18 protein-coding genes are annotated in these 23,432 nt (G+C 75.0%); 13 read left to right on the top strand and 5 right to left on the bottom strand.

Annotated features, from left to right (window positions below):
* Window positions 1-66: 66 nt before the first annotated feature.
* A complete protein-coding gene (locus AC4H2G_RS08955) occupies window positions 67-738 on the bottom strand; it encodes a peptidase (RefSeq protein ID WP_494365414.1) in 672 nt (223 codons plus the stop codon).
* A gap of 225 nt (window positions 739-963) precedes the next feature.
* Window positions 964-2,808 (bottom strand): DUF4012 domain-containing protein, encoded by a 1,845-nt coding sequence (locus AC4H2G_RS08950; protein ID WP_494365413.1) that lies wholly within the window; start codon window positions 2,806-2,808, stop codon window positions 964-966.
* Window positions 2,809-3,025: 217 nt separating this feature from the next.
* Here AC4H2G_RS08950 and AC4H2G_RS08945 point away from each other — a divergent pair, with 217 nt between their 5' ends.
* From AC4H2G_RS08945 to AC4H2G_RS08905, 9 genes are all read left to right on the top strand, one after another.
* The gene (locus tag AC4H2G_RS08945; RefSeq protein ID WP_494365412.1) at window positions 3,026-3,649 is read left to right on the top strand and encodes an RNA polymerase sigma factor; all 624 of its coding nucleotides are present in this window, start codon (window positions 3,026-3,028) and stop codon (window positions 3,647-3,649) included.
* A 77-nt stretch (window positions 3,650-3,726) separates the two neighbouring features.
* Complete coding sequence (locus AC4H2G_RS08940; protein WP_494365411.1) at window positions 3,727-5,298, top strand: hypothetical protein; 1,572 nt, start codon at window positions 3,727-3,729, stop codon at window positions 5,296-5,298.
* 364 nt (window positions 5,299-5,662) lie between these two features.
* Window positions 5,663-6,913: an inositol-3-phosphate synthase gene (locus tag AC4H2G_RS08935; RefSeq protein ID WP_494365410.1), complete on the top strand. Its 1,251-nt coding sequence runs from the start codon at window positions 5,663-5,665 to the stop codon at window positions 6,911-6,913.
* Window positions 6,910-7,887 carry an SCO3242 family prenyltransferase gene (locus AC4H2G_RS08930; protein ID WP_494365409.1) on the top strand — a complete coding sequence of 326 codons (978 nt, stop codon included), beginning with the start codon at window positions 6,910-6,912 and terminating at the stop codon, window positions 7,885-7,887. Before AC4H2G_RS08935 ends, AC4H2G_RS08930 begins: the two co-directional genes overlap by 4 nt.
* Window positions 7,884-8,801 (top strand): sugar phosphate isomerase/epimerase family protein, encoded by a 918-nt coding sequence (locus AC4H2G_RS08925; protein ID WP_494365408.1) that lies wholly within the window; start codon window positions 7,884-7,886, stop codon window positions 8,799-8,801. The genes AC4H2G_RS08930 and AC4H2G_RS08925 overlap by 4 nt, the downstream gene beginning before the upstream one ends.
* Window positions 8,798-9,517 (top strand): EboA domain-containing protein, encoded by a 720-nt coding sequence (locus AC4H2G_RS08920; RefSeq protein WP_494365407.1) that lies wholly within the window; start codon window positions 8,798-8,800, stop codon window positions 9,515-9,517. The genes AC4H2G_RS08925 and AC4H2G_RS08920 overlap by 4 nt, the downstream gene beginning before the upstream one ends.
* Entirely contained in the window at window positions 9,517-10,395 is an 879-nt protein-coding gene (locus tag AC4H2G_RS08915; RefSeq protein WP_494365406.1) for a TatD family hydrolase, read from the top strand. Before AC4H2G_RS08920 ends, AC4H2G_RS08915 begins: the two co-directional genes overlap by 1 nt.
* Before the next feature lies 1 nt (window position 10,396).
* Window positions 10,397-11,725 carry a metabolite traffic protein EboE gene (gene eboE, locus AC4H2G_RS08910; protein ID WP_494365405.1) on the top strand — a complete coding sequence of 443 codons (1,329 nt, stop codon included), beginning with the start codon at window positions 10,397-10,399 and terminating at the stop codon, window positions 11,723-11,725.
* On the top strand, window positions 11,722-13,140 hold the full coding sequence (locus AC4H2G_RS08905; RefSeq protein ID WP_494365404.1) for an alkaline phosphatase family protein: 1,419 nt from the start codon (window positions 11,722-11,724) through the stop codon (window positions 13,138-13,140). The genes eboE and AC4H2G_RS08905 overlap by 4 nt, the downstream gene beginning before the upstream one ends.
* Before the next feature lie 196 nt (window positions 13,141-13,336).
* Here AC4H2G_RS08905 and AC4H2G_RS08900 read toward each other — a convergent pair whose 3' ends face one another.
* Window positions 13,337-16,966, bottom strand: a complete 3,630-nt coding sequence (locus tag AC4H2G_RS08900) for a S8 family peptidase (protein WP_494365403.1) — start codon at window positions 16,964-16,966, stop codon at window positions 13,337-13,339.
* A gap of 280 nt (window positions 16,967-17,246) precedes the next feature.
* On the opposite strand from AC4H2G_RS08900, the gene AC4H2G_RS08895 reads away from it, so the two are divergent.
* Together AC4H2G_RS08895 and AC4H2G_RS08890 are read left to right on the top strand one after the other, a co-directional pair.
* The gene (locus AC4H2G_RS08895) at window positions 17,247-17,960 is read left to right on the top strand and encodes a hypothetical protein (RefSeq protein WP_494365402.1); all 714 of its coding nucleotides are present in this window, start codon (window positions 17,247-17,249) and stop codon (window positions 17,958-17,960) included.
* A 122-nt stretch (window positions 17,961-18,082) separates the two neighbouring features.
* Complete coding sequence (locus AC4H2G_RS08890; protein WP_494365401.1) at window positions 18,083-18,526, top strand: OsmC family peroxiredoxin; 444 nt, start codon at window positions 18,083-18,085, stop codon at window positions 18,524-18,526.
* A 123-nt stretch (window positions 18,527-18,649) separates the two neighbouring features.
* Here AC4H2G_RS08890 and AC4H2G_RS08885 read toward each other — a convergent pair whose 3' ends face one another.
* Window positions 18,650-19,693, bottom strand: a complete 1,044-nt coding sequence (locus tag AC4H2G_RS08885) for an NAD-dependent epimerase/dehydratase family protein (RefSeq protein ID WP_494365400.1) — start codon at window positions 19,691-19,693, stop codon at window positions 18,650-18,652.
* 55 nt (window positions 19,694-19,748) lie between these two features.
* Window positions 19,749-20,417 (bottom strand): TetR/AcrR family transcriptional regulator, encoded by a 669-nt coding sequence (locus AC4H2G_RS08880; RefSeq protein ID WP_494365399.1) that lies wholly within the window; start codon window positions 20,415-20,417, stop codon window positions 19,749-19,751.
* Window positions 20,418-20,589: 172 nt separating this feature from the next.
* Here AC4H2G_RS08880 and AC4H2G_RS08875 point away from each other — a divergent pair, with 172 nt between their 5' ends.
* Both AC4H2G_RS08875 and AC4H2G_RS08870 read left to right on the top strand, forming a co-directional pair.
* A complete protein-coding gene (locus tag AC4H2G_RS08875; RefSeq protein WP_494365398.1) occupies window positions 20,590-21,285 on the top strand; it encodes a hypothetical protein in 696 nt (231 codons plus the stop codon).
* Window positions 21,282-23,420: a YhgE/Pip family protein gene (locus tag AC4H2G_RS08870; protein WP_494365397.1), complete on the top strand. Its 2,139-nt coding sequence runs from the start codon at window positions 21,282-21,284 to the stop codon at window positions 23,418-23,420. Before AC4H2G_RS08875 ends, AC4H2G_RS08870 begins: the two co-directional genes overlap by 4 nt.
* The last annotated feature ends 12 nt before the right edge of the window (window positions 23,421-23,432 follow it).

Here is a 23,432-nt window from a genome sequence, read left to right as displayed (position 1 = left end):
CCGCACCTCGCGAGGTGCGGAGCCCGTCGTCGTGGGGCTGCCCGGGCGGAGGCCCGGGCGAGCCGGTCAGCTCCTGCGGGCCCGGCGCGTCAGCAGCAGGATCGCGGCGCCGACGATCGCGAGACCACCGGCGATCGCCGCGTACAGGCCGACCGTCGCGCCCGTGTCGGCAAGACCGGGCGCGTCGCTCGACGCCGACGTGCCGGGGTTCGACACCTGCTGGGCGGGCGGCGGGTCTTCCTCGCCGGGAGGGTTCGTCGCGCAGTCCGGCGAGGACGGCGGGTAGTCCACCGTCACGACGGTCTCGGGGTTGACCTCGAAGAGGACCTCGACCGACGGGCGGACCCAGTCGAACTCGTCGCCCACGACCCACTCGCCACCCTCGAGGCGCCAGCCGGGCCAGTCGGCGCCGCGCCCGTCCGGGCCGACGACCGCGCCCGGCCAGATGACACGACCGCTGAGCGGCAGCTCGGACTGGACGACGTCGTCGCCGGTGGGGTTCTGCCACGTGATGGTGACGGTGTTGCTCTCCGTGCCCGTGACGTCGACCGCGTACTGGAGGTACGGCACGTCGCCGTCGCAGACGGGCGAGAGGACCGAGAGGTCGATCGTGGGCTCGGGCGGGACGTACGAGTCGTCGGCGTGCGCCGACGGCGCGGCCAGCAGCACGGCGACGCCGACGGCTGCGGTGGCGGCGAGTGTGCGGACCGCGGTGCGCGACCCTCTCGAGCTGCTCATGGCTTCCTCGTCTCGGTCTCAGGAGGTGTGCGGTGCTGGAAGGAGGGAGCCGGCGAGCAGCGGCGCTGATACCTGGCCGCGGCCGCCCCGGCAGCCCTCCCGAAGAGTCGGGATGCGGCCACAGTATCGACGTCGGTGCTTCGAGTTGGACGATCGTCCGGGTGAAAAAGATTGCCGCCGGGCATCGTTACCGGTCCGTGACGAGAATTCACCCGGGGACGGTGGTCAGCCGCAGACCGGGACCTCGACGGTCTGCAGCCCTGGCGTGCGTGCCGTCGGCGTCGACCACACGTCGAGGAGGCCGGGCGAGGGGTCGGGCGCGTCGTCGTCGGGGGGCGACGTCGTCGCGAACGTGAGCGTCGTGGTCTCGCCGGGCGCCAGGTCCACCATGACCGACACGGCGGCGCGGTCGCCGACGGTCCCGGGCTGGCCCGGCGCCGACCGGTCGTCCCGTCGGACGTCCGTGACGGTCCGGCCGCGCGGCGTGTACAGCACGACGAACGTCCGGGTGACGCCCGGCTCGACGCCGTAGATCCCCCCACCTGTCACGTACCACGGCAGGCTCGTCCCGGCGTCTGCGGGGGCGGTCGAGGTCAGGTCGGCCGCGAACGTGTCGACGCGACCGTCGGCGGTGCAGCGGCTCCCCGTGTGCCGGACCGCGGTGTCGAGGTAGTAGCCCATCTTCCCGCCGGTGCCGTCGTTGAGGAACACCCCGACGGAGCGCGTTGCCCGGTCCGCGGTGTCGACGTCTCCGGCCACGACTGTGCCCGCGAGGCTCTCCTGCTCGTCGGCGTGGGCCGACCACAGCATCAGGCGGTGCTCGTCCGCGGCACGCCCGACGGCATCGAGAGCCGTCGCAGGGTCCGCGCTGCCGCCGAGGAACGTGCTGAGGACCGACGAGGCGACCGTGGCGAAGAACTCGTCGGTCGCCGGGCCGGGCTCGAGCTGCGCGTAGGCGTCCGAGAGCAGGGTGCGGACCACGGTCGTCGAGTCCACGGTCGTGCCCGCCACGTCGACGGGTCCCGTCGACTCGAGGAGGTAGGACAGGGCGACGGGATCGGTCGCGACGACCCCGTCCACGCGCTCGCCCTGGGCCCGTTCCCACATCGCGGCGGAGAGCGCGGCCGTCGTCGGGAAGTCGGGCGTGAGCGTCGTGTCCTGGACGAAGCGCCCCACGCGGTCGGAGTAGAGCTGCTCGACACCCGGGTCGAGCGGCAGGACCGGCTCGGCGAACGGCGGCACGTCGGAGGTCGAGGCCTGGCGCTCGAGGGCGACCCGGCCGTCGTCGACCGTGAGCACGGCGAGCGCGCCGGTGATGCCGCCGGCAGCGCGCAGCTCCGCGTTGTTGAGCGCGAGGACGAGGTAGCGGCGCGGGCCGTCGGCGCCGAGCATCGCCGGGCCGAGCGTCGTGACGCGGTCGGTGGTGCGCACGAGCGGGCGCAGCTCGTCGGCCGCGGCGACGAGCCGGTCGTACGGCTCCGCGACCTCCGCGTGCAGGGCGGTGCGGTCCACCTGCGCGTGGCGCGCGTCGATGTCGTCGAACGCGGCGGCCGCACGGGCCGCCAGCGGGGCCGCCTCCTCGAGCGGCGCGAGGTCGACTGCGCCGTCGGTGATCGCGATCGCATCCCCCTCGACGACGGAGAGCACCTGGGCCAGCGAGGGGAGGACGTCGGTGGCGAGGTCGTCGACCGTCGCCGCGGACGCCGAGAAGGCGCGCACGTCCTGCCCGACGACGGGCAGGTGGGCGGCGAGCGCCCAGAGGAACCCGTCGGTGCTCGCGCGCGCGGTCGCGGTGAGCGGCTGGACGTCGGCGAGGATCGCGGACGCGGTCTCGACGTCTCCGGCGCGCAGCGCCTCCTCCGCGGTGGGGACCTCGGCCACCGCGCTCTCGAGCGCGTCCCGCGCGGTGAGGGCGTCACGGACGAGGAGCGCGGCACCGACGAGGAGAAGGACGCCGAGCGCGACGAGCGACCAGCCCACCCAGAGGCCCCAGCGGCCCCGGCGGCGTCGCGGGCTCTCCGGCGCGATCTCCTGGTGATCCGCCCCACCGGCGGCGTCGGCGGCGCTCATGGTCCTCAGCGTAGGGCGTCGTGGGTGGCAGGATCGTGCCCGGAGCGGGTGATCCTCCGGCCGCTCCGGGGCGGGCAGATGCCCGTTCCCCGGCCGGCTCCGGGTGCTCGTGGGGAGACGACGACGCCGTCGTGCAAGGACCTCTCGCCCCGCGACACAGAGCGGTTGACGACCGTCCGCCGACCGCGGGCGACCGCCCGACGACACAGGAGCCGCCGTGACGACCGACGAGACGCCCGACGCGACGTCCGGTGCCGCGCGCGAGCGCCTGCCGCTCGACCCGTCGCACGGCGTGCCGCACGGCGTGCCGCATGATGCGGCCTGGTTCGCCGTGCTCTTCGGCGCGCACTCGGGCGCCCTGTACCGCTACTTCCGGCGCCGCCTGCCGACCGGTCAGGGCGCCGTGGGCCCCGACGCCGAGGACCTCGCAGCCGAGGTGCTCGCGACGGCGTGGCGTCGTCGCGAGGTCGTGCCCGACGGCGCCGAGCTGCCCTGGCTGTACCGGACCGCCGGCTTCGTGCTGGCCAACCACCGGCGCAAGGCTCGCGCAGTCCCCGTCGCCGACGTGCCGGAGGAGACCGACGCGGGCGCCGACGTCGAGCACGTCGTGGTGCAGGACGACGAGGTGCGGCGCGCGCTTGTCGCCCTGTCGGCGCGCGACCGGCGGATCTTGCTGCTCCATGCGTGGGAAGGGCTGACGGGCGACGAGCTGGCGGCCGTGCTCGGGGTGTCTCGCGGCGGGGCGGACGCCGCGCTCTCGCGCGCCCGGGCCCGGTTGCGCGCCGCGTGGGACGGCGCCGCGGCCCCCGCGGCGCGCGCCCCGCAAGAGACGGGCGCCTGACGACACAAGCCCGGTGGACGACGCAAACGTCGGACCCGCGTCCCTGGCGCCGTACCTGGAGCCCTCTTGGAGTCGACATGACCACGAACACCCCTGACGAGCCGACCTCGGCACCGGCCGACCGGACCGGTGCCCCGGAGCCGGTGGACGGCGCGGAACCGGTCGACCGCTCCGGGCCGGTCGGGACCGACGACGTCTCCGGGCCGGTCGGGACCGACGTCGCCCTGGAGCGGCTGCGGGCCGCGGACCCGGCCGCCGACGAGACGCCCGACCTCGCCGTGATCGAGGCGGCGGTCCGCGAGCGCGCACCCGAGGCGTTCGCCGGCATCGATGGCGCCGACGGCACGGACCGTGCCGCGGCGCCCGTCGTCGAGCCCCCGGTGGTGCCGGACGAGCTCGCCGCGCGCCGCCGCCGTCGTGCGCCGCTGCTCGTCGCCGCCGCTGTCGCGGGGGTGCTCGTGGTGGGCGGTGGCGGCTACGCGCTCGGCGCCGGGACGGGTGCGGGGAGCACGTCGGACGAGCAGGCGGCCAGCTCTGCGCTCGCCCCGATCCAGCTCGGGGCACCCGTCCCGGCGCAGGAGCAGGCTGCGGCCGACGCGGCGGGGGGCGTCGCTGCGGAGACCCTGGTCGGCCCGTCGTCCCGCGCCACCGCCGACCTGGCGTACGGCGGCTGGGGCGGCCGGAGCGTCTTCCACCAGGACGGGCTGGCGACCGAGGGCGGGCGTGCCGACGCCTGGGCCTATGACGCGCAGTCCGTGTTCTCGGAGGAGACGGCGCGCCGCGTCGCCGACGTCCTCGGCGTCGAGGGTGAGGTCCGCGAGGAGCACGGCGCGTACGCCGTCGGGTCGAGCGACTGGACCGGGCCGCAGGTCTCGATCCAGCCCGACGGTCTCGCGAGCGTGTCGTTCAACGACCCGACGAAGGACCCGTGGGGCTGCGTCGTCGTGACGCCGATGCCCGCGGAGGAGGGCGGCTCCACCGACGACGGCGCCATGTCGCCGTCGGCGGAACCGGGCGCGTGCGTCGAGCAGGACCACGGCGCGCCGCCGAGCGGGGACGACGCGGTCGCGCAGCTGCGCGAGGTGCTCGGCGAGCTGGGCCTGGACGCCGGCGCGTTCGAGGTCGTCGCGGAGGCGCAGCCCGCGGACCAGGGTGCGCCGCGCGCCACCACGGTCTCGGCGCACGAGGTCGTGGACGGCCGGCGCACGGGCGTCGCGTGGGGTGCGACGTTCTCCGGCGCGGGCATGTCGTCGCTGTACGGCTCGCTCGCCCCGCGCGTGCCGCTCGGCACGTACGACGTCGTGAGCCCGGCCGCGGCGGTCGAGCGGCTCGGCGACCCGCGGTTCTCGGGCGGTGGCCCGATCGCGTGGGCGCGCCAGGACGTCGGGACGGCGGTCCCCGAGATCGGGATCGCCCCCGAGGAGATCGAGATCCCTACGGTCCCGCCGACCGTCGCCGAGGGCAGCCGGTTCGCGTGGCCCGTGACCGACGTGACGATCACCGACGCACAGCTCGGCGCCGCCGTCCAGCACCAGCCGGACCGGGCGGCGGTGCTCGTCCCGGCCTACGAGCTGACTGACGCGGAGGGGAACACGTGGTCGGTGCTCGCCGTCGCGGACGAGCAGCTCGACTTCGCCACCGCCCCCTGACCCGCCGCCGAACACGGGATCGTCCACCGCCGAGCACGGGATCGGCCACCGGATTCGACGAGATACGGTGGCTGACCCCGTGTTCGGCACGCTCCTGGGCGGCTGGTACGCGGCGAGCCTCGGCGTGAGGGCTCGGTGTGGGGCCGGAAGGGCCGACGTCTTTTGTCACACGTTCTGCCCAGTGCGATCAGAACCGCACCGCTTTTGATTGACCACCGACAAAAGTGTGGCTAGGGTCGCAGCAGGCCGTCGCCTCGGGCACGCTCCCCGTGTGCTGCGGGCATCGGCCTGCGGTGGCAGTGAAGCCACCGCCGCGACACTTCGGTCCGCGCCCCGGCGTGCGGCCGACGGAACGGGAGCAACGATGCACCACAACGCCTCTGGTCGGACCGGACTGTGGCTCGTCGGGGCGCGCGGGTCGGTGGCGACCACCGCGGTCCTCGGCCTCGCCGCGATCGTCGACGGCCGCGCCGCGCCCACCGGGTGCGTGACCGCGCAGGAGCCGTTCGCCTCCGCGCCGCTCCCCGCCTTCGCGGACCTCGTCGTCGGCGGGCACGACATCACCGACGTCTCCATGGCGAAGCACGCCGAGCTGCTCGTCGAGGCCGGCATGGTCCCGCCGCGCCTGCTCGCCGCGACCCACGCCGCGCTGGAGCGGGCCGACGCCGAGGTGCGCCACGGGTACGACGCGCGCCCGGGCGTCCTCGCGCAGGGTCCGCGAGAGTCCCAGCAGGTCGCAGCCGAGCGCCTCGCGGCCGACATCACCGACTTCCGCGAGCGCAACGGGCTCGCCCGGGTGGTCGTCGTCGACCTCGCGTCGACCGAGCCGCTGCCTGATCCCGCGCCCGAGTTCACGGACCGCGCCCTCCTCGAGGCCGCACTTGCCGACCCGGATCGCGCCGTCCTGCCCCCCAGCTCGGTCGTCGCGTACGCGGCGCTGCTCGCGGGCGCGCCCTACGCCGGCTTCACGCCGTCGGCGAGCATGGACCTGCCCGTCCTCGTGGAGCTCGCGCGCGAGCGGGGCGTGCCCGTCGCGGGCCAGGACGGCAAGACCGGCCAGACGTGGCTCCGCACGATCTTGGCGCCCGCGTTCGCTGCGCGCGGCCTGCGCGTGCTCTCGTGGGCGGGTGCGAACCTGCTCGGCGGCGGTGACGGCGCGACGCTCGCCGACCCCGAGGCCGTCCGCAGCAAGCTCGCGTCGAAGACGCGCGGCCTCCAGGACCTCACGGGCAGCGAGGTCACCCCGCTGCACATCGACAACGTGCCCGACCTCGGCGACATCAAGGTCGCGTGGGACCACGTGCACGTCGAGGGGTTCCTCGGCTCGCGCCTCACGCTGCAGACGACGTGGTCCGCGTACGACTCGATGCTCGCCGCGCCGCTCGTGCTCGACCTCGCGCGCCTCCTCGCGCTCGCGGACGCCGCCGGCTGCGCGGGCCCGGTGCCCGAGCTCGGGTTCTTCTTCAAGGACCCGTGGGGCAGCGACGTGCACGACTTCGCGACGCAGACCGTCGCGCTCGCCGACTGGGTGCGCGACGCCGGTGCCCGCGTCGTCGGGAGGGCGGGGACGCCCGGCGCGACGGGCGACGTCGTCGCGCCCGACGACCGGGCGTGACCGTGCCGACCAGCCTGCCGACCAGCCTGCCGACCAGCCTGCCGACCAGCCCCACCCTGCGCGACCACCTCGACCTCGTCCGAGCCCCTGCCGTCCTGTCCGTCGTCGGCGACACGCTCGCCGGCGCGGCAGCCGCCGGGCACCGCATCACCCCCCGTCGCGCTCTGCTGCCGCTCGCGTCCGCGTGCCTGTACGCGGGCGGCATGGCGCTCAACGACTACGCCGACCGGCACCTCGACGCGCTCGAGCGGCCCGAGCGACCCATCCCGTCGGGCCGCGTCACGCCGCGCCGCGCGCTCCAGGTCGCGACGGGCCTCACCGCCGCGGGGATCGGGCTCGCCGCCGTCGGCGGCGGACGCCGCGCGCTCGCCGTCGCCGTGCCGCTCGCCGCGAGCGTGTGGACCTACGACACGGTCGCCAAGGACCGTCCTGTCGGCCCGGTCGTCATGGCGGCGTGCCGCGGCCTCGACGTCCTGCTCGGCGCGGGCGTCGGGCACCTGCGTGCGGCGCTGCCCGCCGCGACGGCGCTCGCCGCGCACACCGCGGGCGTCACCGTGCTCTCGCGCGGCGAGGTCCACGGCACGACGACGCCCCTCGCCGCGGCCGTCGCGGGCGGCACGCTCGCGGTGGCCGGGGCCGTCACCGCGGGCGCGCTGCGAGGTGGCCGCCCGGACGGTGGCGACCGTGCCGCTCGTGCCGCTCGTGCCGCCCGTGCCGCGACGGTCGCCGCCGCGGGGGCGTACGTCGCGACGTGCCTGCCGCGCCAGACGGACGCCGCGCTGACGCCGTCCGCGGCCAACGCGTTCGCCGCGACCAAGGCCGGGATCCGCGCGATGGTGCCGCTCCAGGCGGCCTGGGCGGCCCGCGGCGGCAGCCTCGCGTCCGTCGGGGTGCTCGCCGCCGTGGAGGTCGCCGGCCGGCTGCTCCGGCGCGCGGGACGGCGTCCCGGCCGGGCCGAGATGAGCGAGACGTGAGCGCCGGGGACGAGCCGGGCCGCGGCGTCGGGCAGGGGGCGCTCCCGTTCGCCCTCGGGTACGGCACGAACGGCTTCACCGACCACCCGCTCGACGACGTGCTCACGGTCCTCGACCACGAGGGCTACGACGCGGTCGCGCTCACCCTGGGATTCCCGCACCTCGACCCGTTCGCACCGGGTTGGGGTGACCGCGTCGACGCCCTGCGGTCGCGCCTCGCGGGCCTGCACGACGGCGCGGGGATGCGCGTCGTCGTCGAGACGGGCACGCGCTTCCTCCTCGACCCGTACCGCAAGCACCGCCCGACGCTCGTCGACGCCGAGGCCGAGCCGCGCCTGCGGTTCCTCGAGCGGGCCGTCGAGATCGCGGCGGGCCTCGACGCGGAGTGCGTCTCGTTCTTCTCCGGCGTCCTGCCCGACGACGCGTCCCCGGCCGAGGGGTGGGACCGCCTGCGCAGCCGGCTCCCCGCCCTGGTCGAGCACGCCCACGGCCTGGGCGTGCGGCTCTCGCTCGAGCCGGAGCCCGGGATGCTCGTCGAGACGGTCGCCGACGCGCTGCGGCTGCGCGAGGACCTCGGCGACCCTCCCGGCCTGGGCATCACGGTCGACGTGGGTCATTGCCTCGTCGTCGAGCCCGATGGGGTCGAGGGCGCGCTGCGCGCCGCCGCGCCGTACCTCGCGAACGTCCAGCTCGACGACATGCCGTCGACGCACCACGAGCACCGCCCGTTCGGCGAGGGCGAGATCGACCTGCCCCTCGTGCTCGCGACGCTCGCGGACGTCGGGTACACCGGTGTCGCGGCGGTCGAGCTGCCGCGCCACTCCTACGACGCGCCCGGCCTCGCGCACCGCAGCATGACGGCGCTCCGGGCGGCATCCCACCACCACCCCAGCACCGTGACGGAGGTGTCATGACCGAGGACCTCACCCGCGTCGACCCGGCCGAGAGCCCGGGCGACCTCTGGCTCGCCGAGGCGTGCGCCGCCGTCGGGCGCGACCCCGGCTCCCTGACCCGGGCGTTCGCCCTGGCCGGGCGCAAGGTCGGGCGCGGGGCGCGACGGCCGGACGACGACCCGGCCGGGATCCTGCACGGGACCGTCGACGACGCCGCGCGGGCCGCGCTCGTCGTGGCGCTCGCGGACGCGCTCGGCCCCGGTCAGTCGCCGGCGTTCGCGGCGCGGCTCGCGGACCTCTACCAGCACGGCGACACCGCCGAGCGGCGCGGTGTGCTGCGCGGCCTCGACGCCCTCGCGTCGCGCGGCGAGCTCGCGCCGGAGGTCGTGGACGTGGGCCGCGACCTGGCGGCGGACGCGCTGCGCACCAATGACCAGAGCCTCGTCGCCGCGGCCGTCGGCCCGTTCGCGGCCGCGCACCTCGACCAGCACGCGTGGCGCCACGCCGTCCTCAAGCTCGTGTTCATGGGCGTGAGCCTCGACGCCGTCGCCGGCCTCGACGACCGCGCCGACGACGAGCTCGCGCGCATGGCCCGCGACTTCGCCGCCGAGCGCCGGGCGGCAGGGCGCGCCGTGCCCGACGACGTCGCGCGCCTCGCGCCCGACGTCACCCCCGGCCCGACCCGGCCCGACCAGACCGCCCCCGGCACGTCGTCCCCCACCGGAAGGAGCGCCTGATGCGCATCTTCGACCCCCACATCCACATGACGAGCCGCACGACGGACGACTACGAGGCGATGTACGCCGCGGGCGTGCGGGCGCTCGTCGAGCCCGCGTTCTGGCTCGGGCAGCCGCGCACGAACGTCGGGTCGTTCCTCGACTACTTCGACTCGCTGCTCGGCTGGGAGAGGTTCCGGGCCGCGCAGTTCGGCATCCGGCACCACGCGACGATCGCCCTCAACCCCAAGGAGGCGAACGACCCGCGCTGCCGCGAGGTGCTCGACGAGATCCCGCGCTACCTGCTCAAGGACGGTGTGGTCGCCGTCGGCGAGGTGGGGTACGACTCGATGACGCCCGAGGAGGACGAGGTGTTCGCGCGCCAGCTCCAGATGGCGCGCTCCGTCGAGCTGCCCGTCCTCGTGCACACGCCGCACCGCGACAAGCTTGCGGGCACGCGGCGCACGCTCGACGTCGTGCGCGAGTCGCGGCTGCCGTCGGAGCACGTGCTCGTGGACCACCTCAACGAGACCAACGTCGCGCTCGTGCTCGACGCCGGGGCGTGGGCCGGTTTCTCCATCTACCCGGACACGAAGATGGACGAGGACCGGATGGTCGCGATCCTCCAGGAGCACGGGACCGAGCGGATGATCGTGAACTCCGCCGCGGACTGGGGGCGCTCCGACCCGCTCAAGACGCTCAAGACCGGGCACGCGATGCTCGCGGCGGGGTTCACCGAGGACGACGTCGACAAGGTCCTGTGGCGCAACCCCGTGGAGTTCTACGGGCAGTCGGGCAACCTCGTGCTCGACCCGGTCCCCGGGTTCACGGCCGGGGAGCTCCCGACGCCCGGCGTCGAGTTCGAGGGCTCGTCCGTCCTGCGCGGCGCGCGGGCCTGACATGCTCCTGTCCTACTGCACCAACGTCCACCCCGCCGAGGACCTCGACGGCGTCCTCGACCAGCTCGCGCGCTACGCCGCGCCCGTGCGCCAGGCCGCGGGTCTCGACGTCCTCGGCGTCGGGCTCTGGCTCCCCGCTGTCCTCGCGCACCGGCTCGCCGGGTCGCCCGGGGACCGTGACCGGCTGCGCGCGGCTCTGGCCGAGCACCGCCTCCAGGTCCACACGCTCAACGCGTTCCCGTACGGCGGGTTCCACGCCGACGTCGTCAAGCTCGACGTGTACACGCCGACGTGGGCCGACCCCGAGCGGCTCGCGTACACGCTCGAGTGCGCGGAGGTCCTCGCGGACCTGCTCCCCGACGGCGTCGACGGGTCGATCTCGACCCTCCCGCTGGCCTGGCGTGAGCCGTGGTCCGCGGCCGACGACGACGCGGCGACCCGGGCGTTCGCCGAGCTCTCGGCGGGGCTCCGGGACCTCCGCGAGCGCACGGGCAAGGTCGTGCGGGTCGCGGTCGAGCCCGAGCCGGGCTGCGTGCTCGACACGGTGGAGGACGTCGTGACATGGCTCGCGGCGCGGACCGGCACGGACCTGCCCGTCGAGCGGCATATCGACCCCGAGCACGTCGGCGTGTGCCTCGACACGTGCCACCTGGCGGTGTCGTTCGCGGACCCTGCGGGGGCGGTCCGGCGGATCACCGACGCGGGTCTGCGCGTGGTCAAGGTCCAGGCGTCGGCCGCGCTGCACCTGGACGACCCTGCGGACGCGGCGTCCAGGACCGCCGTGGGCCGGTTCGCCGAGAAGCGCTACATCCACCAGGTGCGCGAGCTCGCCGCCGACGGCACCGTGCTGCCCGCGGACGACCTGCCCGACGCGCTGGGCGACACCCCCGCACCCGGGGCGCGCGACGTCGTCGGGCACGAGGAGGACGCCGCTCCCGCACACGAGGTGGAGGGCGCCGTCGGGCCCGCGCTGCCGGGGGAGGGGCCGTGGCGCGTGCACTTCCACGTGCCGCTGCACCACGAGCCCGAGGCGCCGCTCGCGGCGACGACGGACGTGCTGCGCGCCGCGGTCGCGGCGGTGCGGGAGGCGCCGCACGGCGAGGAGGCGCACCTCGACGTCGAGACGTACACGTGGTCCGTGCTGCCCGAGGGCGCCGCGACCGACTCGCTCGTCGCGGGCATCGCGGCCGAGCTGCGCTGGGCAGTACGCGAGCTCGGCCCGACCACGGGGACATCCACCGCCGAGCACGGGGATGCCCACCGGAATCCGTCCGAAACGGTGGACAAGCCCGTGTTCGGCACCGAAGGAACGACCAGGAGGACCGCATGAAGCCCGTGCTGCTGCTCGACGTCGTCGGGCTCACGTCGACCGCCCTCGCGCACATGCCGCGACTGCGCCAGCTCGCCGCCGGAGGATGGCAGTCCGAGCTGCGGACCGTCCTGCCCGCGGTGACGTGCTCGGTGCAGTCCACGATGCTCACGGGCTTGAGCCCGGCGCAGCACGGGATCGTCGGGAACGGCTGGTACTTCCGCGAGCTCGGCGACGTCTACCTGTGGCGTCAGCACAACCGGCTCGTCGAGGGGGAGAAGCTCTGGGAGGCGGCGCGGTCGGCGCGCTCCGGCTACAGCAGCGCCAACGTGTGCTGGTGGTACGCGATGGGCATGTCGACGGACGTCACGATCACGCCGCGCCCCATCTACCACGCCGACGGCCGCAAGTCGCCCGACGCCTACGTCCGCCCGCCGGCGCTGCACGACGACCTCGTCGAGCGGCTCGGCGAGTTCCCGCTCTTCACGTACTGGGGCCCGACGGCGTCCATCGCCTCCTCGCGCTGGATCGTCGACGCGACGCGGCACGTCCTGCGCACCCACGCGCCGGACCTCACCATGACGTACGTCCCGCACCTCGACTACGACCTGCAGCGGTTCGGGCCGAACGACCCGAGGTCCCATGCCGCGGCGGCCGAGCTCGACGCGGCGCTCGCCCCGCTGCTCGACGACTGCGCGAACCAGGGCGTCACGGTGCTCGTGGTGTCCGAGTACGGCATCGCCGACGTCGACCGCCCGGTGCACCTCAACCGCATCCTGCGGCGTGAGGGCCTCCTCGAGGTCTACGTCCAGGACGGCAAGGAGCAGCTCGACCCGTGGGCGTCGCGCGCGTTCGCGGTCGCGGACCACCAGGTCGCGCACGTCTATCTCGGCGACCCGCAGGACACCGCGCTGCAGCGGAAGGTCGCCGACCTGCTCCGCGCGGTGCCCGGCGTCGACGAGGTCCTCGACCGCGAGGCGCAGGCCCGCTACGGGCTCGACCACGAGCGGTCGGGCGAGCTCGTCGTCGTGGCCGAGCCCGGCGCGTGGTTCACGTACTACTTCTGGCTCGACGACGACCGAGCGCCCGAGTACGCGCGCGGCGTCGACATCCACCGCAAGCCCGGCTACGACCCCGCCGAGCTGTTCTTCGACCCGGCCGACCCGCTCGCCAAGGCCAAGGCGGGTCTCAACCTGGTGAAGAAGAAGGTCGGCCTGCGGTACGCGATGAGCACGGTCCCGCTCGACGCGTCGTACGTGAAGGGCTCGCACGGCCGCCTGCCGACGTCGTCGGCGGACACACCGTTGGTCCTGTGCTCGGACGCGGAGGTCCCCGCGTCGATCGCGGGGCTCGTCGCCTCCGACGACGCGCAGATCCCCGCCGCGGCGATCAAGGGCCTCGTCCTCGAGCTCCAGGGACTCGGCGCGCGCGTCTGAGGCGGCGCCCGTCGACCGCGGCGCACCTTCCACGCCGAACCCCGGGTTATCTGCCGATCGACGTCTCGATCGGCTCGTAACCCGGGGTTCGGCGTGCTGCCTGGCTCGGCACGGCGGACACGAGGGCGCGGGGCGGACGCGGCGAGGGCCGCCACCCCTGCGGGTGACGGCCCTCGCCGTGGTCGTGCGGTGACGCCTACGAGCAGCTCAGCGCCTCGTACTCGGCGTCGTACGACGTGGTCACCTCGACCTCGTCGATCTCGGCCGTGGCGTCCACGGTCACGGACCCCGCCTCGACCGACGTGTCGCGGACGGCGAACGCCTGGTAGGCGTTCTTGCCCTCCTTGACGTTGTTGAACGTCCGGTCGCCGTACGGCGTGGTGACCGCGACGTCCGCCCGTGCGCCGGACTCGTTGAGCACGCGGACGGCCACGTAGGCCTTGCCCGCGAGGCAGCGGGCCTCGGCGGTCACCGCGACGTCGACGGCGGCGTCGGACGTCGTGACGTCCACGGTCTGCCACCGCTTGCCCGGTGTCGCGTTGTGCAGGTGGAGCAGCAGGAGCTGTCCGCTGCCCTCCTCCGCGGCGGCCTCCGACCGGTGCACCGTGAGCGGGGCGTCGTCCGCGCCGAGGTACACCAGCTCGTCCTCGCCCTCGAACCAGTAGGCGGGGTCGTACGGGTCGCCCGTGAACGTGTCCGTGGCGTCGACGAGCTGGCCCTCCTCGCCGGACGCGTACGGCGAGTAGGTCCGCACCTGGAACGTCGGGACGGTGCCCTCCTCGATCCCGAGCGAGCCGATGCCCACCGGGATGACGACGACGTTGTTGTCGAACACCGAGGTGTCGACGTCGCCCCACAGCGAGTTCACCGGCTGGAGGTCGATGTTGTCGCCGGCCTGGTACTCCGTGCCGTCGGGCGCCGTCCAGTCCTTGAGGGTGAACGTCGCCGCGAGGGTGAGGTCGGTCTCGTCGTTGTACTTGAGCACCGAGACCTCGAAGTCCGAGGACCCGTCGGAGTCGACGTCGACCTCGACCGAGGGGCTCGCGACCGAGCCGAGGCTCGCCCACGGGCCGTCGACCGCGACGCCGATGCCCACGACCCCGTCCGCGGGGTCCCCACCGGCGGCCGCCACCTGCGGCGCCGTCGAGGAGAACCCGACCGCGCGGATGTCCGTCGAGGCGATGGCCGTCGCCGACGTGCCCTCCGACGCGTCGGCCTCGAGCCGTGGGCTCGTCGCCTTGAGCTCGAACGGCGCGAGCAGCGAGAACCAGCCGCCCGAGGCGACGCCCCGGCCGTCGAGGTCGAGCTCGGCGGTGTCGGCCTGTGCACCGAAGGTGACCGGCTTGGCCGTGAGGTCGCTGACGAGCCGCGGCGACGCCTGCACCGGCACGCGGAGCTCGCTGCTGCCGTCGGTCGGCGTGAGCACCACCCGTCCGCTCACCGAGGACACGAAGTCGCGCGGGACGCCGACGCCGGAGTCGGGCGACGACGTCGGGTCGAGCTCCTTCTCGAGCGTCGCCGGGTCCGCGGTGAGGGTCACGGTGACGACCGTCTGCTGCCCGGCCGGGACGGTGACCGTCGCGGGGGCCACGGTGACGGTCGCGCCGCCGGCCGTGCTCGACGGCGTGAAGCCGGTCGCGTACGTGACCGCGGCATCACCCGTGTTGCGCACGGTGACGGCCTGGCGCTTCGTCACCGTCGTCTCTCCGACGTCGACGACGCCGAACGCGACGGACACGAGGTCGGAGGCCTGCGAGGCGTAGGCGAGCGTCGTGTTGCCGACCGCCTCGAGCGCGTCCACGCGCCCGGACCCGACGCGCTCCGGGCCGTAGGCCGTACCGGTGCCGGTCGGGCCCGTGAACACGTCGTGCGTCGCGGTGTTCATGACGGACGTCTTAATCTCCTGCGGTCCCCAGCCGGGCTGGGCCTGCTTGACGAGCGCCGCGATGCCCGCGACGTGCGGGGCCGACATGGACGTCCCCGACTTGATGCCCGCGCCGTCGAGGCGACCCGAGGCCGCGGAGGCGATGCCGGTGCCCGGCGCCGCGACGTCGGGCTTGACGACGCCGAGCGAGCCGTGGACCCCGCGCGACGACCCGCTGTTCAGCGTGTCCGCGATCTCGGGGATCTCGACGAACGACGCCATCGCGTACGACGGGCCGATCGTCATGACGACGGTGCCCGCCTCGATCGCCGGTCGGAGCGCCGCGTGGCTCGGGCCGGTGAGCTGGGCACCGGGGATGCCCTGGTTGCCCGCGATCCCGGCGACGAACGACTGCAGCTCGGACGAGAGGAGCACGCCCACCGCACCTGCCGCCTCGGCGTTGTTGAAGCGTGCGGCGCTGCCGCACTCGCGCGTCGCGTCCGAGTCGTCCCAGAAGAGGAACGCGATCTTCCCGGCGACCGCCGCGGCCTGCTCGGGCGTGTACGCCGTGCAGCCGGAGAAGTCGGCGGCGACGAACGCGACCGGTGCGGTCACGTCCTCCGCGCCGCGGTACTCGACCGAGTTCTGCGCCGCGTACGTCCCGACGAGCTCTGCGGGCTCGACGACCTCGACGGCATCGAAGGTCTGCGTGTTCCCCACGGAGTTCGCCACCGTGAGGGCCGTGCGCGAGTTGCCCGGCGAGCCGCCGACGTCGGTCACGTCCCCGGAGTTGCCCGCCGAGTTGACGGACAGCGTGCCGAGGCGCGAGAGCTGGTCGATGAAGAGGTTCTCCGGGTCGTCGGCGGGGGAGCCGGCCGAGCCGAGGGAGAGGTTGACGATGTCGAGGCGGTCGGACAGGTCGCCGTCCTGGTTCGGGTCGGCCGCCCACTCGAGCGCGTCGACGACGACGCTCGTGGATCCCCCGAGGTCGCCGAACACCTTGAGCGCGTACACGCCGGCCTCCGGCGCCGAGCCGGGCCCGACCTTCCAGTCGGAGAGGTCGGTCAGCGTCGAGTAGTCGCCGTCGAAGGTCGTGCCGTCGGCCGTGACGCCGTAGCCGGCGGCGGTGCCGGCGACGTGCGAGCCGTGGCCCGAGCCGATCGTGTCGAGCGAGTCGATGGGGTTCTCGTCGGGGGTCGGCACGAGCGTCGTGCCCTCGACCGTGCCGGAGGCGTCGTAGTCGTAGCCCGCGAAGTCGTGGCCGCCGAGGTACTTCAGCTCGTCGTACGTGCCCTCGGGGACGGGGCCGTCGCCGCGCTCACCGTACGCCTCGTCGTAGGCCTCCTGCGTGCCGGGGCCGCCGAAGTCGGCGTGCGTGTAGTCGATGCCGGTGTCGATGACGCCGATGCGCACGCCCTCGCCCGTGAGGCCCGTGCTCTGCCACGTCTCGGTCGCGCGCGTGAACACGTCGGTGCCCTTGTTCGTGGGCTCCTTGGGGATGATCCGGTAGACCGTGACGACCTTGTCGTCGCGCGCGAGGTCGCGCACGCGGTCCGCGTCGCCCGTGACGACGACCCCCGAGACGAGCGTGCTCGTCACCGAGACCTGCTGCGGGCTGCGCGCACCGGCGCTGCGCGCGGTCGCCTGCTGCGGGACGACGTCGTCCGCGAGCGTGGCGACCTCGGCCGCGTTGTCCTCGACCTCCCGCGGGCTCGCGCCCTGCGCGGCGAGGTCGACGCCCGACGGCGCGTCGAGCTGCACGAAGGCCGTCACGGTCCCGGCGGCGGAGGCGAGCGACGGGGCGACCTTGTCGAGCGGCTCGAGCCCGGAGTCCCGCTGGACCGCCAGCCCGCCGGGCTCGTCCGGTGGTGGGGCGGCGACGGCCGGGACGGCGGCCGCGGCGACGACCGCGAGCCCCGCGGCGGCCGCGGTCAGGGACACGGGCAGAGAACGGTGCTTCATCGACACTCATTTCCCCGGCTGGACCGGTGGGTGGAGGGGAGCGTAAGTGGGTCCTGCGGGTGGACGCCGACCGGTCGGACGGCTGCCCCCGGTTGCACGGTAACCTCCCGACGCCCTGGTTGCCCAGGGACAGCGTCCTCCCGGTCGCGACAGGACGGCTGGCGGAACCTAGGATGCCGCCCGGGGGCACGGGACGACGCTGTCCCGTGGGAGGCCCCTTCCCGCGTCAGGTCCACGGGTGCGACACACCGGGGGCGTGGCCCACGCAGAAGGAGAAACCATGCAGCGACGACCGTCCCGCTTCCTGTCCGCCGCGCTCGCGTCCGTCCTGGGCGCCGCCGTGGCCCTCGCCGTCCCGGCCGTGGCGTCGGCCGCGGAACCCGACCTGACCGTGAAGACGTGGGAGCGTCCGGGGTCCGGCACCGCCTCGCCGACCGACGAGGTGTGCACCGCGCAGGCGCAACCCGTCGTAGAGGGGCAGGACCCGTCGCTCCTCCCGCCGACGCTCGTCGAGTGCTTCGGCACGCTCGAGGACGCGCTCGCCCACGTGACCGGCAGCCCCGTGCCGGCAGCCGAGGACGTGGCCGCGGACGACCGCGCCGGCGTGCGCGCCGCCGTGGACGCGGCGAACGCCCGCAGCACGGCCGAGGCCGGGACCATGGCCGACGCTCGGACCACCGCCGCCGCGTCCTCGCTCGTGCTCGGCCTGATCCACCGTGACGCCAACTACAGGGGCAGCCAGACCCTCCTGTGGGGCAAGAGCAGCAACGGGTGCTTCACCGGGTCGACCTACGGCTTCCCGAACATGGCGAACTTCCTCCAGAACAACGTCATCAGCTCGGCCGAGTCGGTCGCGGGGTGCTGGAGCACGTTCTACGACGCGTACAGCTACGGCGGCGACCGTCGCAACTGCACGCCGAGCTGCGCGACGATGGGGTCGATGGACAACCGGTCGTCGTCGATCGTGTACCGCCCGAAGGGCACGCTGGGCTGAGCCGTCACGCCGTCCGGGCACCTGCCTGACCAGGCCAGGGTGCCCGACGGCGCGGAGCCGGGTTACGGTCGGGACGAGCCCGGGCGCGTCCCCGGGACCCTCGACGTCGAAGGAGCACCCGCATGCCCACTCGTATCGCACGCACCGCCTGGAACGGCGGCCTGCAGGACGGCCAGGGCCAGGTCGAGCTGTCGAGCTCGAAGGTCGGCACGTACGACGTCTCGTTCCCGCGTCGCGCGGCCGACGACGCCGGCGGCGTCACCAGCCCGGAGGAGCTCATCGCCGCGGCGCACTCGTCGTGCTTCGCGATGCAGCTCTCCGCCGTGCTCGGCGAGGCCGGCGCGACGCCCGTGGCGCTCGAGGTCACGGTCGAGGTGGAGCTCGGCCCGGACCCGGCCGGCGGCTTCAAGATCCCGTCCATCGCCGTCACCGTCCGCGGTGAGGTCGAGGGCATCGACGAGGCCGGGTTCCAGCAGGCGGCCGAGACCGCCAAGGCGACGTGCCCGGTCTCGAAGGCGCTCGCGGGCGTCGAGTCGATCACGCTGGACGCCTCGCTCGAGGGCTGACGCCCGTCGCCCCACCTGCCGAACCCCGGGTTGTCGGGTGCTCAGGTCCCTGAGTGCCCGGTAACCCGGGGTTCGGCGCGTCCGGGCGCCCAGCGTCAGCGCCGCACGGGCAGGCGTCCTCCGTCAGCGCGGCGCGAGCGGCGGGGTCGACGTGCCGGCGCCGTCGCGGATGCCCGTGACGAGCTCGGCGAGCGTGTCCTTCGCCTCGTGGACCGGCGCCCAACGGAGCAGCTCGTTCGCGAACGTCATGTCGAGCACGGGGACGCGCATCGCCATGTCGAGCCAGCCCTCGCCGACCGGGACGAGCCGCGCGCGCCATGCCGCCGCGAGCGCCGTGCGGGCCGTGCCGAGCGGGACCTCGCGCCACGAGCCGTCCGCGACGACGTCGGCGACGTCCTGCGCGGTGAGCACGGTCGGGTGCGCGACGTTGAACGGCCCCGGGTGGCGCCCGACGACGATGCGCGCGTAGGCGTCGGCGAGGTCGTCGGCGTGGACGACCTGGAGACGGAGCCCGCCGGGGAGCGGCACGGTCGGCAGGGGTTCGCGGCGCAGGACGCGCGTCCCGAGCGGTCCGAGGAAGTACCGGGAGATCTCGGAGGCGGCGTCGCGCTGGAAGACGAGGGCCGACCGCACGCGCGAGACGACGAGCCCGGTCTCGCGTTCGACGTCGTCGAGCAGCGCCTCGACCGCGGCCTTGTCCTCGGAGTACGACGAACCCGGGACGCCGCCGACCGGCCAGTCCTCGGTGACGGGCGTGTCGCGCGCCTCGCCCGCGTAGCGCGCGGGCGAGTAGGCGCCGACCGACGAGGCGACGACGAGGTGCTGCACGCCCGACCGGCGCACGGCCGCGACGACCCGCCGCGTCCCCTCGACGTTGACGCGGCGCAGGTAGCGCCGGTCGTGGCTGGGCTGGATCGCCCACGCGAGGTGCACGACGACGTCCGCACCGGCGAACGCCGCGTCGAGCCGCTCGTCGGCGTCGGACGCGGCGACGTCGGCGTAACGCCAGGTCGCGACGTCGTGGGGAAAGCGCACGGTGCTGGACCCGTCGGCGCGCGGCACGCGCCGCGCGACCGCGACCACGGACGTCACGACGGGTTCCTCCGCGAGGCGGCGCAGCACCGCTGACCCGACGTTCCCGCTCGCCCCGACGACCACCACGCGCATAGGGTGCCTCCGCTCTCGACGACCGCGGCGGGCACGACCGCCGCCGGGTCCGACGCTAGCCCGCCGAGCCCGAGTTCGCGCGGGCGATGGCGAGCACGGCGCCGCGCGCGGGCTCGCTGAGCTCAGGCACGAGGACGACCGTGCTCGCGAGCACGAGCCGCTCGATCTCGGTGCGCGTGAGGTCGCCACCGCCGAGCCAGGCCGCGGTGACGTTCTCGACGAGAGCGACCCAGCCGCCGACGAGCAGGTTCCAGCGCGGCGTCGGCGTGGCCCCGACGGTCGCGGCCGTCGTGGTCATCCGCAGGACGAGGCCTGAGCGGACCGCGGCGAGGGCCTCCTGCGTGGCCGGGTCGTCGCCGAGCGTGCCGCGCCACAGGTCCTGCCAGACCCGGCGGCGCGACTCCACGGTGTCGAGGAAGGCCGCGACGGCGCGTGCGGGGCGCTCGGCGAGGGGGCGGTCCTCGGGCGAGACGGTCGCGCGCTCGAGCTCGGCGACGGCCTCGAGCGCGACAGCCCGGCGCAGCCCGGACGTGGACCCGAAGTAGTGGAAGACCAGGGCCCTGGACGCCCCGGCGCCCGACGCGACGGCGGCGGGCGTGAGGGCGTCGAGGCCCTGCTCGTCGGCGAGGCGGGCCGCGGCGTCGAGGAGCTCGCGCCGTCGGTCGGCCGGCTCGCGCCGCGTGCGGCTGTGCGGGGTGTGCCCGGTGGCGGGGGAGGAGGTCATGGCACCGTTCTACGCCGCTGTTGACTCGAAGTCAATAGGGGTCGTACTCTTGTTGACAGGAAGTCAACGAGCGCCGCGGACGGCACCCGGGCGCGCGGCCCGGACGGCCCGGAGGCGCAGGCGGGCGGAGGCGCACCGGTCGGTGTCGTCGTCGCAGGAAGGAAGTCCCGAGGTGCAGATCACCCTGGCCGGCGTGCGCGTCGACGGGCGGCGCGAGCCGATGCTCGAGCCGCTGGACCTGGAGTGGCGCACGGGCGAGGCGGTGCTCGTCGCGGGGGAGCCCGGCCACGGGCACACCGCGCTCGCGCTCGTGGCGACCGGACGCTTCGCTCCGAGCGCGGGCGAGGTCCGCCTCGAACGCTCGTCCGCGGGGACGCTCACCGAGCCCGGGCCCGCGCGCGCCGCCGACCTGCGCGCGGTGAGCGCCGTCGTCGACGTGCCGGGCGTGAGCGAGCCCGACGACGCGCTGACCGTCACCGCCGTCGTCGCGGAGGGCCTGGCGCTCGCCGGGCGACGCAGCCTCCCGACGGACGTGTCCCGGTGGCTCGCCGACCACTCGTTGGTCGCCGACCGAGGACGCCGGCTCGACCAGGTGCCGGGCGTCGTGCGTACAGCGCTGCTCGCGGCGCTCGCGGCCGAGCGCGCGGGCGTGCGGTTCCTCGTCCTCACCCTGCCCGACCGGCACGGCGGCGAGCCGGCCGGATGGTGGGAGGTCGCGCAGACGCTCGCCGCGTCCGGCCTGGGCGTGCTCGTGCAGTGCTCGCGCTCGTCCGCGCGGGACCTCGGCGTCGACCTCCCGCCCGCGCACGGCTCGTTCGCCGTGCCGCCCGTCGTGGCGCTGCGCACCGCACCGGAGGTGACCCGATGACCGCCGTCCGCCTCGGCCTGTCGGAGCTGCGACGCCTCGCGTCGGGCACGCTGCCGCGCCTCGCGATCCTCGCGATGGCCCTCATCCCGACGCTCTACGCCGGGCTCTACCTCTTCGCGAACCACGACCCCTACGGCCGTCTCGACGGAATCCCGGCCGCGCTCGTCGTGCTCGACGAGGGCACCACCACCACCGATCGATCGACTGGCGGAGCGACCGGCGAGCCTGTCGAGCGCGACTTCGGGCGCGACGTCGCGGACCAGCTCCTCGACGACGGCGGGTTCGGCTGGGTCGAGACGTCCCAGGTGGACGCCGAGTACGGCGTGCGCTCCGGCCGCTACGACGCGGCGCTCGTCATCGGCCCGACGTTCTCGGCGGACCTCGCGTCCGCTGGCCAGTTCGAGCCGCAGCAGGCGAGCCTCACGCTCGTCACGAACGACGCCAACAACTACCTCGCGCGCACGATCGCCGACCAGATCGTCGGGGCGGTGCGCGACTCGATCGCGTCGCAGGTCGGGACGGAGGCGGCGGACAAGTTCCTGCGCGGCTTCGCGTCCATCCACACGAACCTCGCCGACGCGGTCGACGGCGCGGACCAGCTCCTCGACGGGTCGACGGAGCTCCGGGACGGCCTGGTCACCGCGGACGACGGCGCGCGCACGCTCGCGGACGGCGCAGCCCAGGCGGCCGACGGCGCGGCGACGCTGCGATCGAGCGTTGGGCCGCTCGCGGCCGCGGCCGGGCAGCTCGACGACGGCGCGGACCAGCTCGCGACGGGCCTCGGCACGTTGCGGGACCGCACCGCGTCGCTGCCCGACCAGACGCGACAGCTCGCCGACGGCGCGGCCCAGGTCGCGGACGGCAACGCCCAGGTCGCGCAGTACGGGCAGCAGGCCGCCGACGCCGCCGCGCAGGTGCTGCCGGCGCTCGACACGGTCCGGGACGACGTGGGGACGGCGCTCGACGAGCGTCTCGGCGAGCTCGTCGACCAGGGCGTCCTCATGCAGGAGCAGGCCGACGCGGTCCGCGCCGACGTGCAGTCGCAGGTCGCTCCGGTCCTCGACGCCCAGCGCGAGCAGGTCCAGGGCGCGGTCGACCAGGTCGAGGGCGCGTCCGCGCAGCTCGACCGCCTCGCCGACGGGTCGCGCCAGGTGTCCGACGGTGCGAGCACGCTCGCCGCCGCGACGCCGCAGCTCACCGCCGGCATCGCGTCCGCGGCCGACGGCGCCGACCGTCTCGCCGACGGGACCGGGCAGCTCGCCGCGGCCACCCCCGACCTGGTGGCCGGCGTCGGGCGGCTCGCGGACGGCACCGCCCAGGTGTCCGACGGCGCCGGGTCGCTCGCCGAAGGGCTCGACCGGCTGCGCGACGGGTCGGGCGAGCTGGTCGACGGGGTGACGCAGCTGCGCGACGGGCTCGCGGAGGGCCTGGGTCAGGTGCCGGACCTCGACGAGCAGACGCGGCAGGACACCGCCGAGACGATCGGCGACCCGGTGTCGGTGCGGAACGAGGCGCTCGCCTCGGCGGGCACGTACGGCGGCGGGCTCGCGCCGTTCTTCCTCTCGCTCGCGACGTGGATCGGCGCGTACGTGCTCTTCCTCCTCGTGCGGCCGCTCTCGACCCGCGCCCTCGCGGCCGGGCGCTCGGGGCTCGCGACGGCTCTCGGGGGATGGCTCACCCCGGCCGCGATCGGCGTCGTGCAGGTCGCGGCGATGTTCACGGTGACGAAGTTCGCGCTCGACATCGACCCCGTGCACGGCGTGGGCACGGTGCTGTTCCTCGTGCTCGTGTCCGCGACGTTCGTCGCGATCCTCCAGGCGCTCAACGTCTGGCTCGGCGCCGCCGGCCAGTTCCTCGGGCTCGTGCTGATGCTGGTCCAGCTCGTCACCGCGGGCGGCACGTTCCCGTGGCAGACGATCCCGCAGCCGCTCCAGGGGATGCACCGGTTCCTGCCCATGACGTACGCCGTCGAGGGTCTGCGACAGCTGCTCTACGGAGGGAACCTGGCGACCGTCGCGCGCGACGTCACGGTGCTCGCCGTCGTGCTGGCCGGGGCGCTCGCGCTGACGACCGTCGCCGCGCGCCGTCAGCGCATGTGGACCGTGACGAAGCTCCAGCCCGAGCTCGTCCTCTGACGCCGAGGTAGA

The organism is Cellulosimicrobium sp. BMG9.23 (assembly GCF_059159985.1).
This window is presented reverse-complemented; position numbering and strand designations above follow the sequence as displayed.

What these genes read in the sequence shown, in the direction of transcription:
- AC4H2G_RS08955 (WP_494365414.1), bottom strand. Translation starts at nt 738, where the DNA reads ATGAGCAGCTCGAGAGGGTCGCGCACCGCGGTCCGCACACTCGCCGCC.
- AC4H2G_RS08950 (WP_494365413.1), bottom strand. Translation starts at nt 2,808, where the DNA reads ATGAGCGCCGCCGACGCCGCCGGTGGGGCGGATCACCAGGAGATCGCG.
- AC4H2G_RS08940 (WP_494365411.1), top strand. Translation starts at nt 3,727, where the DNA reads ATGACCACGAACACCCCTGACGAGCCGACCTCGGCACCGGCCGACCGG.
- AC4H2G_RS08935 (WP_494365410.1), top strand. Translation starts at nt 5,663, where the DNA reads ATGCACCACAACGCCTCTGGTCGGACCGGACTGTGGCTCGTCGGGGCG.
- AC4H2G_RS08920 (WP_494365407.1), top strand. Translation starts at nt 8,798, where the DNA reads ATGACCGAGGACCTCACCCGCGTCGACCCGGCCGAGAGCCCGGGCGAC.
- AC4H2G_RS08915 (WP_494365406.1), top strand. Translation starts at nt 9,517, where the DNA reads ATGCGCATCTTCGACCCCCACATCCACATGACGAGCCGCACGACGGAC.
- eboE (WP_494365405.1), top strand. Translation starts at nt 10,397, where the DNA reads ATGCTCCTGTCCTACTGCACCAACGTCCACCCCGCCGAGGACCTCGAC.
- AC4H2G_RS08905 (WP_494365404.1), top strand. Translation starts at nt 11,722, where the DNA reads ATGAAGCCCGTGCTGCTGCTCGACGTCGTCGGGCTCACGTCGACCGCC.
- AC4H2G_RS08900 (WP_494365403.1), bottom strand. Translation starts at nt 16,966, where the DNA reads ATGAAGCACCGTTCTCTGCCCGTGTCCCTGACCGCGGCCGCCGCGGGG.
- AC4H2G_RS08895 (WP_494365402.1), top strand. Translation starts at nt 17,247, where the DNA reads ATGCAGCGACGACCGTCCCGCTTCCTGTCCGCCGCGCTCGCGTCCGTC.
- AC4H2G_RS08890 (WP_494365401.1), top strand. Translation starts at nt 18,083, where the DNA reads ATGCCCACTCGTATCGCACGCACCGCCTGGAACGGCGGCCTGCAGGAC.
- AC4H2G_RS08885 (WP_494365400.1), bottom strand. Translation starts at nt 19,693, where the DNA reads ATGCGCGTGGTGGTCGTCGGGGCGAGCGGGAACGTCGGGTCAGCGGTG.
- AC4H2G_RS08880 (WP_494365399.1), bottom strand. Translation starts at nt 20,417, where the DNA reads ATGACCTCCTCCCCCGCCACCGGGCACACCCCGCACAGCCGCACGCGG.
- AC4H2G_RS08870 (WP_494365397.1), top strand. Translation starts at nt 21,282, where the DNA reads ATGACCGCCGTCCGCCTCGGCCTGTCGGAGCTGCGACGCCTCGCGTCG.